We start from the raw sequence: 12,782 nt of genomic DNA on the forward strand, positions 1-12,782 counted from the left end.
GTATCTCGTTTCCCCCGCCACCAACCCCACCAGGCAGGTGGTTTCCACGGGATCTCCCGGGCTGGCAAACCGCTCAATCCGCAGTAGCATGCTGTAGTTCAGTGCCTTTTGGGCACCCGCCATTTGTCTTCTCTCCTGCGTATTCATGTCCGATCAGCCCGCACCAAACCCTGCACTGCCTCTCGACATCCCCAGCCCCGACCCAGCCGTCCGCGTCTCGCTACGCTTCGAAGACTGGCTTACCGTGCTTAGCCTGGCTACCCTGGCGTGTATCACGCTGGCCAATGTCATCGTGCGCTACCTCACCGACCAGTCCTTTGCCTGGACAGAAGAGATCTCCATTTTTCTGCTGGTGGTGCTTACCATGAGCGCGGGCTCGTCGGCATTTGTGCGCCGCCTGCACATCCGCATCGAACTCATCGCCGATGGCGGCACTGCCCGCCGCCAGCGGCGGCTGGCGCTGCTCTCGGATGGCATTTGCCTGCTGTTTTTCGCGGTGCTCACGGTTTTGCTGGGCCGCATGGCACTGGATGAATTCAACTGGGGCGACACCTCGCCCGCCATCGGAGTACCCACCTGGTGGTATTCGATGTGGCTGCCCGTTTTGGCGGGCATCATCACGTTGCGGCTAGCCGGGATGCTGCTGCGCACCTGGAGGCTGCCACGATGATTGCCTCCCTGTTATTTGGCCTGTTTGTCATCCTGATGGTCATCGGCGTGCCCGTGGGCGTGGCCCTGGGTGGCGCCGGCACACTGGCCATCGCCCTGGCCAACCCCGATACCCACTGGTTTGGGCTGATGGCGGTATCGCAAAGCTTTTATGCTGGCCTGGCCAAGTACCCGCTGCTGGCCATCCCGATGTTTGTGCTGGTGGGTTCCATTTTTGATCGCTCGGGCGTGGCCGCAAAGCTGGTGCGCCTGGCACAGTCCATCACCGGCAACGGGCCGGGCATGCTGGCCGTGGTCACCATCACGGTGGCGATGTTCCTGGGGGGCATTTCAGGCTCGGGCCCGGCCTGTGCCGCCGCTGTGGGCGCCATCATGATTGGCGCCATGAACCGCGCCGGTTATCCGCGTGCCTACTCGGCCAGCGTGGTGGCGGCAGGTGCTGCCACCGACATCCTGATCCCGCCCTCCATTGCCATGATTGTGTACTCGATCCTGGTACCTCAGGCCTCGGTGCCCGCCCTGTTCGCCGCAGGCATGCTGCCGGGCATCTTGGCCGGTATTGGCCTGATCATCCCGGCCGTGTGGCTGGCTCGGCGCCACAATATGGGCGCCGAATCCCGCAAAGAGCCACGCCCGGCATTCTGGCGCAGCCTGTTCGAGGCCATCCCGGGGCTGGCCGCCCCGGTGATCATCCTGGGCGGCATGCGCATGGGGTATTTCACTCCCACCGAAGCCGCCGTGGTGGCGGTGTTCTACGGCCTGTTCATCGGATTTTTTGTGCATCGCACCATGCGCTGGCGGGATTTATTCCCCATTTTGCGCGAAGCCGGCGAGCTCTCCGCCGTGATCATGATGATCGTGACACTGGCGGGCATTTTTGCCTGGTCGCTCTCTACCCTGTCAATCATCGATCCCATCACCAAGGCCATCGTGCACTCGGGCCTGGGCTCTTACGGCGTGATGACGCTGCTGGTGTTGCTGCTTATCGTGGCGGGGATGTTTCTCGACGGGATTTCCATCTTCTTGATTTTCGTGCCGCTGATCCAGCCCGTGGCCATGGCTTTTCAGTGGGATCTGGTGTGGCTGGGCGTGGTGCTGACACTGATGGTGGCAGTGGGGCAATTTACGCCGCCTGTGGCGGTTAACCTGATGGTTTCCAGCAAAATTGCCCGTATCCCCATGGAAACCACGGTGCCCTGGGTGCTGTGGCTGGTGGGCGGCATGTTGTGCGCACTGATTCTGGTGGTGGTTTTTCCGCAGATTGCGTTATGGTTGCCGCATTATCTGGGATACTGATTATTTGCTGGATCTCGCGGGGAAGGCTGTTGTGAGGGTCATTTTCACAGACCTCGCCCGGACATGTGGGGGGTTGCAAGCACAGGTCGCAATTTTGCGGCTGCGCCGCGGATGGACGAGTGTGCTCCAACAGTGCTTGCAACACCCCACATGTCCAGGCTGACGAAAAGAGGGGCGGCGTGGACCCAAGTTGTGGCGGACGAAAAGAGGGGCGGCAGCCGCTTCGCGCTGACGAGAGCATCAATCAGGGATACAAATTTCACACGTGGTCCGGGAGGACTGCGGATTTTTCAGGAGAGGAGACTACACCATGCATTTCACACGACTCATCGGCGCCGCAGCCCTGGCCGTCACGGCCCTGGCCACGACGCTACCGGCCCAGGCGGCCGACTACAAATCGGAATACAAGCTGTCCATTGTGGTGGGCACCAATTTCCCCTGGGGTCAGGGGGCGGTGATCTGGTCTGATCTGGTGCGCGAGCGCACCAACGGGCGCATCAACATCAAGGTCTACCCAGGCACCTCTCTGGTGCAGGGCGACCAAACCCGCGAGTTCACCGCCATCCGCCAGGGCGTGATCGACATGGCCATTGGTTCCACCATCAACTGGTCGCCGCAGGTCAAAGAGCTCAATCTGTTCTCGCTGCCTTTCCTGATGCCCGATTACCCGGCCATCGATGCACTCACCCAGGGTAAAGTCGGCCAGCACATTTTTGACACCCTGAGCAAAAAAGGCGTGGTACCCCTGGCCTGGGGAGAAAACGGTTACCGGCAGCTGTCCAACTCGGTTCGTGAAGTCAAGGCACCCGAAGACATCAAGGGCATGAAACTGCGCGTTGTGGGTTCGCCGCTGTACATCGACACCTTTACCGCGCTGGGCGCCAACCCCACCCAAATGAGCTGGGCAGACGCACAACCCGCGCTGGCCAGTGGCGCAGTAGATGGCCAGGAAAACCCACTGTCCATTTACGCCGGTGCCAAGCTGTACGACGTCGGCCAAAAATACCTCAGCCTCTGGAACTACGTCGCCGATCCGTTGATCTTCGTGGTCAACAAGGACGTCTGGAACACCTGGTCTCCTGCCGATCAAAAGATCGTCCGTGAGGCGGCCATCGAAGCCGGCAAAAAAGAGATCGTGATTGCACGCAAGGGTGTCACCAACACCGATAACTCGCTGCTCAAGGAGATCGAAAGCCATAACGTCACGGTTACCGTCCTGTCGCCAGAGCAAATCGATGCATTTGCGAAAGTCACCAAACCCGTGTTCGACAAATGGTCCAAGGAGATTGGCGCTGATCTGGTGAAGCAAGCCCAGGAAGACATCGCCAAGCGTTAAGATAGCAACGTCCACCAGACGTTTGCGTCTCTGAACAGCCAGTCTCCCGACTGGCTGTCTGCATTTTATCCAGCCTCCCGGCCACCATGGAAATCTCTTTCGACATTGTCGTACTGCTGTTTTTTGTCGCCATGATGGCCGGCACCATTGACGCCATCGCCGGGGGCGGCGGCCTGATCACCATTCCCGCGCTGCTGGCTGTGGGGCTGCCTCCGGGGGCCGCCATCGCCACCAACAAGATCGGCGGGTTTGCCTGCTCGGCTGCAGCCACCATCCATTTTTTACGCATCCGTCAGCTCGATCTCAAGCGCAGCCGCCGGATGATGCTGGGTACGCTCCTGGGGTCGCTGGTTGGAGGCATTGCGCTTACCCACATCGATAGCAACGTACTCAGGCAAGTCATCCCGGTGCTGCTGATCGGCTTTGCCGTGTATTTTTTGCTGTCACCAAAAGTAGGGGCACAAGATCGCACCCAGCGCATCACCACGGGCATGTATGCACTTTGCATCGCACCGCTGATCGGCTTTTACGACGGTTTTTTTGGCCCCGGATCGGGCACCTTTTTAGCCATTTCATTGGTGACGCTGCTTGGCATGAACCTGGTCAAAGCCACGGCTCATGCCAAGCTTCTCAATCTGTGCAGTAATCTGTCGGCAGTCATCTTTTATGCCTTGCACGGCAATATCTGGTGGGCCTATGGCCTGCCCTTGCTGGTGGGCCAATGGATCGGTGGCACGATCGGTGCGCGGCTGGTGGTGACACGAGGCCATCAGCTCATCCGCGTCTTGATGGTGCTGATGGCGGTTGCCGTATCGCTGAAAATGATTTTTTTTGATTAATCTGCAGGGTGCAGGCGGCGCACATCCAGGCTCACATCGCCCCGATCACAAGACACCCAGGCATTGCGATCCGTCACATTGATGCTCAGACTCATATTGCGCTGGGCCAGCTCGCCCAAAGCCCTGCTGGCGTCAGCATCCAGGCAGTACACCTGCAAATTGGCAGCCCGGGCCACCTTGTTGCGCACACCCGCCCACCAAAGGTCTACCCCGCGCCCATAGGCCAGCACCATCACCTGCCCGGCGCGTCCACAGGCTTTTAGCAGACGGCGTTCATCTGGCAGGCCCACTTCGATCCACTGCTCGACGGCACCCGTGAGATCCAGCTGCCAGAGCGCCGGCTCATCCGTGTCGCTTAATCCCCGCGTAAACACCAGGCGCTCATCTGCCTGAACCCACAGCGCATACGCCAGCAAACGCACCATCAGGCGTTCGTCGGTTTCCGAGGGATGTCTGGCCACGGTAAGCGCGTGGCTGGCGTAATAGCCACGGTCGTTGTCGGCAACGTGAAGGTCGGCTTTGAAAACAGTGGCGCGCAATGCCATTGAACAATCTCTGAAAAATGAAGGCTCAGGCCTGAAAGCGAGACAGGACAAGGTGGCTGCCCGGACACCTCCTTGCCAAACCCAGGTCTATTTAAATGCAGTCTCGATGAAGCTGCGCAATTTGCGTGAGTGCAGGCGCTCACCCGGCATCTCCCGCAGGTGCTCCAGCGCCCGGATGCCAATATGCAGGTGTTGATTGACCTGTGTGCGGTAAAACGCACTGGCCATGCCCGGCAGTTTAAGCTCACCATGCAAAGGCTTGTCGGACACGCACAGCAGGGTGCCGTACGGCACCCGAAAACGAAACCCATTGGCCGCGACGGTGGCAGACTCCATATCCAGTGCAATAGCCCGCGACTGCGAGAGGCGCTGCACAGGTTCTTGCTGGTCGCGAAGCTCCCAGTTGCGGTTGTCGATAGTGGCCACCGTACCGGTACGCATGATTTTCTTAAGCTCCCAGCCCGACAGGCCGGCCACTTCGGCCACGGCTTGCTCTAGTGCCACCTGCACCTCTGCCAACGGCGGCACAGGCACCCACAAAGGGAGGTCGTCATCCAGTACGTGGTCTTCACGGACGTAGCCATGGGCCAGCACGTAATCGCCCAGGCGCTGTGTGGTGCGCAGGCCGGCGCAATGGCCCAGCATCAGCCAGGCCGATGGGCGCAGCACCGCCACGTGATCGGTAATGGTTTTGGCGTTGGACGGCCCCACACCGATATTGATCAAGGTGATGCCGGTGTGTCCCTCGCGGGTGATGTGGTAGGTAGGCATCTGGGGCGTAAACGCCAGTGCCGGTGCCTCCTGGGTAGCGGTTTCGCGGGTGACGATATGGTTACCTGGCTGCACCAGCGCCTGGTAACCGCCCGTGCCGCTGGCCAGGGTGGCCCGTGCCCATTTTACAAACTCATCCACGTAAAACTGGTAGTTGGTAAACAGCACGAAGTCCTGAAAATGTGTGGGCGACGTGCCTGTGTAATGCTGCAGGCGCTGCAGTGAGTAATCTACCCGCGGTCCGGTAAACGGCGCCAGTGGCCGCGGCTGATTGGGCCGCCCGCGCCAGGTACCATTGACAATGGCATCATCGGTGACTGCAAGGTCGGGCACATCGAAGTGGTCGCGCAGCGTATGCCCCGGCACTTCAGAGTACTCACCCTGTGCATACTCGCCCTCGGGGAACGCAAAGTGCAGCGGGATCGGCAGATCGGACTCACCGATCTCGACGGGCACATTGTGGTTGCGCAACAGCAGGCGCACTTGCTCACGCAGATAATCGCGAAACAGCGTGGGCCGGGTGACGGTGGTCATGTAGACACCGGGCTCGACCAGATGCCCGTACGACAGGCGGCTGTCGACTTCGGGATAGGTATTGATCCGGATCCGGATAGCCGGATAGCAGGCCCGCACCCGTTGACCAAGCTCAAGCGTGCCGGCACCGTACTCGCGAAACGCATCCCGAATGAATGCAGTGTTGCGTTGGTACAGCTTGATCAGCTGCTCAACCGCTGCATCGGCATCGGTATAGCTGGAAAACGGCACCAGTGGCGGCAGCCGGGTCGGGCGGAGTGCATCAGCGTATTTGTCCATGCCTGATTATGGCAGGTTCGGGTGACCATGGGATGACAGAGCCCCCCATCGACCTGATCTTGTGACGCGATTAGCTCGTCCGGCGGTGCACTTCCCGTCCGGCTGCATAAGTGGCGGCAATGGCACGGTCATCGCCCAGCATGGCCAGGGCAAAGAGCAGCTCTTCAAGCGACTCCACGCGCGCAGTGCGGCGTGCCAGCAATGGCGTGGCCTGGGGGTCGAGCACAATGAAATCGGCTTCAGCACCGGGTTCCAGTGTGCCCACCTGGCCCGTCAGGCCCAGGTGCTTGGCAGCGCCTTGCGTGGCCTGCCAGAACATGCGCCGGGCGGTCAGGTGATGGCCTGACAGGCGGGCCACCTTGTGGGCTTCGTTCATGGTTTGCAGCATCGAAAACGACGAGCCGCCACCCACGTCGGTTGCCAGCGTGACAGGCATGGAGAAATTCCGCGCAGCGGCAAAATCAAACAGGCCGCTGCCCAGAAACTGATTGGAAGTGGGGCAATGTGCCGCCACCGCGCCGGCATCACGCATGCGGCGGCGGTCATCGTCATCCAGCCAGACACAATGGCCGTACACCGCACGCGGACGCAGCAGACCAAAGTGGTCGTAAATATCCAGATAGCTGCGATGGCCGGGAAACAGGCTCATCACCCATTTCACTTCATCCTTGTTTTCAGACACATGCGACTGGATGAAGACATCGTCGTATTGCTGGGCCAGCTCGCGGCAGCGCCCCAATTGCTCGGGGCTGGAGGTAGGGGCAAAGCGCGGCGTCAGGGCATACATCTGGCGTCCGGTACCGTGCCAGCGTTGCAGCAGCATTTCGCTGTCGCGGGCTCCGGTTTCAGCCGTGTCGCGCAGGTACTCGGGGCAGTTGCGGTCCATCATCACCTTACCGGCCACCATACGCAAATTGCGGCTGTGGCTTTCCTCAAAAAAGGCCTGGGCCGAGCCCGGATGGACCGTGCAATACACCAGTGCCGTCGTGGTGCCACAACGCAGCAGCTCATCCAGAAAAAACCGCGCCACCTCCTGCGCATACTCGGGATTTTCAAAGCGGCGCTCGGTAGGAAACGTATAGGTTTCCAGCCAAGGCAGCAGGCCGGGTGCCGGCGAGGCAATCATGTCGGTCTGCGGATAGTGGATGTGTGTATCAATGAAACCGGCAGTAATCAGGCGCCCGCGCCAATCGTGCACTGCGATGCCCGGTGGCAGATCCTTGATCAGTTGATCATATTCGCCACAATGCTGGATCTGGCCATCACACACCACCAACAGGCCATCGCGGATCCATTCACAAGCCTCGTCCTCTGCCTTGGGCGTATCGCGAAAATACAGCAGTTGCGCGCGATAGGCCTGAACCTCGGACACAGCGGGGATGGTTGACGATGAGGTCATGGAGTCTCCTGGTTTTTGTATTGGCTGCCCTGCGGCAAAGCCTGTGCAAAGGGGTATCAATGCGCCATGGCAGCATCCACGCCAGACAGGCTGGGAGCCTGTGTGAGGCGCGTGCGCAGACGCATCAACTGGGCGGCAACCGAAACGGCGATGATAGCCGGCTGCTTGCCTTCGATGCCGGGTTCGCCGATGGGACAGGTGATGCGGGCATAGCGGTCGGGCGAAATCCCGCGCAGCCGAAAACGTTGTTGAAACTTATGCCACTTGGTGGCCGAGCCAATAAGGCCAATGTAAGCTGTGTCGTCACGTTTGAGCAGCTCTTCACAAAGGTGCTGATCCAGTGCGTGATCGTGAGTCATCACCAGAAAGCAGCTGCCGGGCGGAGCATATTCGATGAGGGCCTCGGGCGTATCGGTGGCTTCGATGGTGACATTGGGCGCCACGGCGTCGGGAAACATCCCGTCGCGCGTATCCACCCAGGTAACCTGGCACGGCAAAGTGCCCAAAATGCTGACCAGGGCCTGGCCCACGTGTCCGGCGCCAAACACCATCACCTGCAGAGGATCCGGCATAAGCGGCTCTGCAAGCACCGCACAGCCGCGGGCATCTTGCGGATTTAACAGGCGGGCTGCCTGAAACCGGTTGGCCGGCCTGGAGGCTGCCCCCGGCGCCTGCAGGCGCACCCAGGCGGCTACCCCTGGCGCACCTACCCCCACCTCGCGTTCAAACGCTTCCTGCCGATGCAGACGATCGTGGCAATCCTGCAGCCAGCTCTGGTCGCCAGGCTGCAGCTGCTCAAAAAGCAGGGTAACCAGCCCGCCACAGCACTGGCCTGCCGAGGCCGCCAACGGCATCTCCTGCACCCAGCGATCCGGCTGGCCGGGGTGCTGAAGATGTTGCCGGGCCAGATGCGTGGCCTGCCACTCAAGCTGGCCGCCGCCAATCGTCAGCCACTGATGGCCTGCTGACACCAGCATCTTGGCACCGGCCTCGCGAGGCGCGGAACCACGCACTGCCGCGACGGTGATCAGCACCACCGCCTGTTGCCGGTTCAGGCACCAAAGCGCCTGATCGATCCAGGCCGTCGTCGACATATGCGTCAGGCCGCCACGGCCTTGCGTTGCCGCAGTCCCTGGGCCGCCTTGAGAATGGCTTCGGGGGTGGCCGGTGCACTGAGTTCCGGCGAGACATGGCCGTCGCCCAGGGAAGCCAGCGCCTCGCAGATGGCATTGAACACGCTGACGCCATGCACCAGCGGGGGCTCGCCCACCGCCTTGGAGTGGTGCACGGAATCCTTGTGGTTGCGCGCCTTGAACAACCGCACGCGGAAATCACGCGGGCAGTCGCTGATGGCCGGGATCTTGTAGGTGGACGGCGCATGGGTGGTCAGGCGGCCATCCTCGCGCCACACCAGCTCTTCGGTGGTCAGCCAGCCCATCCCCTGGATGTAGCCGCCTTCGATCTGGCCAATATCGATGGCCGGATTGATGGAAGCACCCACATCATGGAGGATATCGGCCCGCAACAATTTCCACTCGCCAGTCAGCGTATCCACGACTACCTCGGACACCGCGGCACCAAAGGCGTAGTAGTAAAACGGATTGCCGCGACTGGTGGCCTTGTCCCAGCTGATGTCCGGGGTCTTGTAAAAGCCGTCAGACCAAAGCTGCACACGATCCCAGTAGGCTTCTTCAACCAGCTGCGCAAAGGGCAAGGTCTTGCCATTGACGCTCACCTGGCGCCAGGCGAAGGTAACATCATCAGCCTTGCCGCCATACTTGCGGGCTGCAAAATCAGCCAGGCGGGTACGCAGGGTCAGTGCGGCGTCTTCGGCCGCCTTGCCATTGAGATCCGAGCCCGTGGAGGCTGCGGTGGCCGAGGTGTTGATCACCTTGTAGGTGTCCGTGGCGGTGACCCGCACGCATTCGAGATCCAGCCCCAGGGTATTGGCCACAATCTGTGCCACCTTGGTGTTCAGGCCCTGGCCCATTTCGATGCCGCCATGGTTCAGCAGCACCGAGCCGTCGCGATAAATATGCACCAAGGCACCAGCCTGGTTGAAGGCCGGCACATTAAACGAGATGCCAAACTTCACGGGCGTAAGCGCCAGGCCTTTTTTAAGCACCGGGCTGCTGGCATTGAACGCCTGCACGGCCTGGCGGCGCGCCCGGTAATCCGAGCTGGCTTCGAGCTCGCTGATGATGGGGTGCAGCAAATTGCCTTCGACGACTTCACCATACGGCGTGGTGTTGCGCGTATCGGTGCCGTACAAATTAAGGTAGCGGATATCCAGCGGATCCTTGCCCAGCTGTCGGGCCACGCGATCAATCAGGACCTCGGTGACCAGTGCCCCCTGGGGCGCCCCAAAGCCGCGAAATGCCGTGGCTGATTGGGTGTTGACCTTGCCGCACATGGTGTGGATGTCGGCAGCCGGGATGTAGTAGGCATTATCAAAGTGCGCCAACGCACGGCTGGCCACGGCTTCAGACAAATCGGCCGAGAACCCGGAATGCAAGGTCATATCCAGACGCACGCCCTGGATGAGGCCCTCGGTATCGAAGCCCACGTCGTACTCAAAATAAAAGCCGTGACGCTTGCCGGTGATCATCATGTCATCGTCGCGATCCGCCCGCAGCTTGACGGGGCGCTGCAGCTTGGCCGCGCACACAGACGCCACGCAGGCAAATAGGGCTGACTGGGACTCTTTACCGCCAAAGCCACCGCCCAGGCGACGGCACTCGATTTCGACCTGATGGCGCTGCCAGTTCAGGGCATGAGAGACAGCATGTTGCATCTCGGTGGGGTGCTGGGTAGAGCACAACACCAGCATGCCGTCTTTCTCGCGCGGGATGGCGTAGGCAATCTGGCCTTCGAGGTAGAACTGTTCTTGTCCACCGCAGGAAAACGTGCCTGTCAGGCGCACCGGGGCGCTGTCCAGCGCCGCTTGCACATCACCTTTAAGCAGGCGGAGCTCGTCGGTGGTGCCCACGCCGGCATCCTTGGCCTGCTTGGGGGTCAGCAAAAAGGGCAGATCCTCGTAGGTGATCTTGCCCAGGCGCGCAGCGCGGCGGGCCTGGTCGACACTACGGGCCACCACGGCAAACATGGGCTGACCCACGTATTGCACGATGCCATCGGCCAGGATGGGATCATCTTCGATGACCGGGCCGCAATCGTTCTTGCCAGGGATGTCCTTGGCGGTAAGTACGGCCAGCACACCCGGGGCCTGGCGCACGGCATCCAGGTCCATCCCGGTAATGCGGGCATGCGGCTTGTCGGACAGGCCCAGCGCAGCATAGACCGTACCGCGCAGTTCAGGGATATCGTCGGTGTAAGTAGCTTCGCCGCTGACATGCAGGACGGCGGATTCGTGGGGGCTGGCTGCACCGGCAGCGGGCTCGCCCACCACCGGGTGGGGGATGCTGTCGTTGGCAACAGCCAGACGGTCGAGTTCAAGCGGAATATTGACACGCATGTTCATGATGGCCTCCTCAAGCAAGTTCGGCCAGATTGGCCGTATTCACCTGATGCGTCGCCAAGGGCGCGCCAGGGGCGGTTTCAAGATAAAAGCGATACAGCAAATTCTGTGAGGCCAGCAAACGGTACTCGCTGCTGGCACGCATGTCGGTCAGTGGCTTGAAATCCTGGCCAACAGCCTGCATGGCGGTTTGCACCGTGGTCTCGCTCCAGGCCTGGCCTTGCACGGCCGCCTCGACAGCCTGCGCTCGGCACGGCGTTGCTGCCACGCCACCAAAACCGGTGCGCAGCTGCTGCACCCGGCCGGCATCATCCAGCACCACCGCAAATGCGGCACACACCGCCGAGATGTCCTGGTCGAAGCGCTTGGACAACTTGTAGGCACGGAACTGGCGGCCGGCCACATTGACCGGCACTCGCAGCCCCTGCACGAACTCGCCTGGCTGAGCTGCATTCTTTTGGTAGGCCAGGTAAAAGCTCTCAAGCGGCATCTCGCGCACGGCATCGCCACGGCGCAAGATAATGGAGCCGCCCAGCGCAATCAGGGCCGGCATGGAGTCGCCAATGGGAGAACCGTTGGCCACATTGCCACCCAGGGTGCCGGCATTGCGAATCGGAAAAGAAGCAAAGCGTTGACGCAGCTCGGCCAGCTCGGGAATACGCTCGACCAGTGCATCGTAGGCGTCGTTCAGCAAGGCGCCGGCGCCAATCAGGAGATCGTCGCCTTCGGTGTGGATGTCGCGCAGCTCGGCCACCTGGCCGATATAAATAAGGTGCGGCAAATCACGTTGCTGCTTGGTGACCCACAGGCCAACATCGGTGCTGCCGGCCAGGATACGTGCATCGGGGTAATCCAGGCGCAACTGGGCCAGCTGGGCCAGCGTGCGCGGGGCATGAAACGTGTGATCGCCATGCGTATAGGTAAAGACATCATCGCGATGCAAGGCGGCCAGTGCCTTGGCGAGGCCGGCGCGATCAAAGGCGACTTCGGGGTACTGATACATTTCGGTGGCCGCCCGCACAATAGGCTGGTAGCCCGTGCAGCGGCACAAATTGCCGGACAATGCATCGTCGATCTGGGTGCGGGTGGGGGCGGGATCTTGCGGGCCATGGGCCAGATACATGCCCCACAACGACATCACAAACCCCGGGGTGCAGAACCCGCATTGCGAACCATGGCAATCCACCATGGCCTGTTGCGCAGGATGCAGCGCACCATCAGGCTGACGAAGGTCTTCGACCGTATACAAGGCCTTGCCATCCAGCGTAGGTAGAAACTGAATGCAGGAATTGACCGCACGCATCGCCACACCGCCCTTGCCGTCGGGCTCGGCCACCATCACGGTGCAGGCACCGCAATCACCTTCGGCACAGCCCTCTTTGGTGCCTGTACAGCCGAGGTCTTCTCGTAGATACTGCAGCACCGTACGGGTGGTGGGTTGATCGGTGACCTCGTGGATCTGGCCCCGATACTGAAAACGAATGGCTGTTGTCTCCATCGTGATACCTTTTTAGTCTAGCCTTGTGTTATCAGCCAAGATAGCACCAAGGTTATGGCTGCAGTATTCACTGGTGATGATGGCCAGTATCAGGGGGGATGAACAGCCCCCACCATGGACGCCGCTGCCGATGCCGTG

General features: G+C 61.0%; 10 protein-coding genes. 4 read left to right on the forward strand and 6 right to left on the reverse strand.

Annotated elements, in window-relative coordinates; genetic code table 11:
* Positions 1 to 145: 145 nt before the first annotated feature.
* The 4 genes from ABS758_RS04990 to ABS758_RS05005 all read left to right on the forward strand — a co-directional run bounded on the left by ABS758_RS04990 (position 146) and on the right by ABS758_RS05005 (position 4,140).
* Positions 146 to 670, forward strand: a complete 525-nt coding sequence (locus ABS758_RS04990; RefSeq protein ID WP_350381156.1) for a TRAP transporter small permease — start codon at positions 146 to 148, stop codon at positions 668 to 670.
* The gene (locus ABS758_RS04995) at positions 667 to 1,965 is read left to right on the forward strand and encodes a TRAP transporter large permease (RefSeq protein WP_350381158.1); all 1,299 of its coding nucleotides are present in this window, start codon (positions 667 to 669) and stop codon (positions 1,963 to 1,965) included. The genes ABS758_RS04990 and ABS758_RS04995 overlap by 4 nt, the downstream gene beginning before the upstream one ends.
* Before the next feature lie 310 nt (positions 1,966 to 2,275).
* On the forward strand, positions 2,276 to 3,301 hold the full coding sequence (locus tag ABS758_RS05000) for a DctP family TRAP transporter solute-binding subunit (protein WP_350381160.1): 1,026 nt from the start codon (positions 2,276 to 2,278) through the stop codon (positions 3,299 to 3,301).
* Positions 3,302 to 3,387: 86 nt separating this feature from the next.
* Entirely contained in the window at positions 3,388 to 4,140 is a 753-nt protein-coding gene (locus ABS758_RS05005; protein WP_350381162.1) for a TSUP family transporter, read from the forward strand.
* On the opposite strand, the gene ABS758_RS05010 is transcribed toward ABS758_RS05005, so the two are convergent.
* The 6 genes from ABS758_RS05010 to xdhA all read right to left on the reverse strand — a co-directional run bounded on the left by ABS758_RS05010 (position 4,137) and on the right by xdhA (position 12,644).
* Positions 4,137 to 4,685: a YaeQ family protein gene (locus ABS758_RS05010; protein ID WP_350381163.1), complete on the reverse strand. Its 549-nt coding sequence runs from the start codon at positions 4,683 to 4,685 to the stop codon at positions 4,137 to 4,139. The genes ABS758_RS05005 and ABS758_RS05010 overlap by 4 nt on opposite strands.
* An 87-nt stretch (positions 4,686 to 4,772) precedes the next feature.
* A complete protein-coding gene (locus ABS758_RS05015; protein ID WP_350381165.1) occupies positions 4,773 to 6,269 on the reverse strand; it encodes an AMP nucleosidase in 1,497 nt (498 codons plus the stop codon).
* 70 nt (positions 6,270 to 6,339) lie between these two features.
* Positions 6,340 to 7,668, reverse strand: a complete 1,329-nt coding sequence (gene guaD, locus ABS758_RS05020; protein WP_350381167.1) for a guanine deaminase — start codon at positions 7,666 to 7,668, stop codon at positions 6,340 to 6,342.
* Positions 7,669 to 7,724: 56 nt separating this feature from the next.
* Entirely contained in the window at positions 7,725 to 8,762 is a 1,038-nt protein-coding gene (xdhC, locus tag ABS758_RS05025) for a xanthine dehydrogenase accessory protein XdhC (RefSeq protein WP_350381169.1), read from the reverse strand.
* Between the two features lie 5 nt (positions 8,763 to 8,767).
* Entirely contained in the window at positions 8,768 to 11,149 is a 2,382-nt protein-coding gene (gene xdhB, locus ABS758_RS05030; protein WP_350381171.1) for a xanthine dehydrogenase molybdopterin binding subunit, read from the reverse strand.
* A 10-nt stretch (positions 11,150 to 11,159) separates the two neighbouring features.
* Positions 11,160 to 12,644 carry a xanthine dehydrogenase small subunit gene (xdhA, locus tag ABS758_RS05035; protein ID WP_350381173.1) on the reverse strand — a complete coding sequence of 495 codons (1,485 nt, stop codon included), beginning with the start codon at positions 12,642 to 12,644 and terminating at the stop codon, positions 11,160 to 11,162.
* Positions 12,645 to 12,782 lie beyond the last annotated feature (138 nt).

Origin of the sequence: Castellaniella sp. FW104-7C03 (assembly GCF_040276085.1) — a bacterium.
Lineage (GTDB): Bacteria > Pseudomonadota > Gammaproteobacteria > Burkholderiales > Burkholderiaceae_B > Castellaniella.

What these genes read in the sequence shown, in the direction of transcription:
- ABS758_RS04995 (WP_350381158.1), top strand. Translation starts at nt 667, where the DNA reads ATGATTGCCTCCCTGTTATTTGGCCTGTTTGTCATCCTGATGGTCATC.
- guaD (WP_350381167.1), bottom strand. Translation starts at nt 7,668, where the DNA reads ATGACCTCATCGTCAACCATCCCCGCTGTGTCCGAGGTTCAGGCCTAT.
- ABS758_RS04990 (WP_350381156.1), top strand. Translation starts at nt 146, where the DNA reads ATGTCCGATCAGCCCGCACCAAACCCTGCACTGCCTCTCGACATCCCC.
- ABS758_RS05005 (WP_350381162.1), top strand. Translation starts at nt 3,388, where the DNA reads ATGGAAATCTCTTTCGACATTGTCGTACTGCTGTTTTTTGTCGCCATG.
- xdhA (WP_350381173.1), bottom strand. Translation starts at nt 12,644, where the DNA reads ATGGAGACAACAGCCATTCGTTTTCAGTATCGGGGCCAGATCCACGAG.
- xdhC (WP_350381169.1), bottom strand. Translation starts at nt 8,762, where the DNA reads ATGTCGACGACGGCCTGGATCGATCAGGCGCTTTGGTGCCTGAACCGG.
- ABS758_RS05015 (WP_350381165.1), bottom strand. Translation starts at nt 6,269, where the DNA reads ATGGACAAATACGCTGATGCACTCCGCCCGACCCGGCTGCCGCCACTG.
- xdhB (WP_350381171.1), bottom strand. Translation starts at nt 11,149, where the DNA reads ATGAACATGCGTGTCAATATTCCGCTTGAACTCGACCGTCTGGCTGTT.
- ABS758_RS05000 (WP_350381160.1), top strand. Translation starts at nt 2,276, where the DNA reads ATGCATTTCACACGACTCATCGGCGCCGCAGCCCTGGCCGTCACGGCC.
- ABS758_RS05010 (WP_350381163.1), bottom strand. Translation starts at nt 4,685, where the DNA reads ATGGCATTGCGCGCCACTGTTTTCAAAGCCGACCTTCACGTTGCCGAC.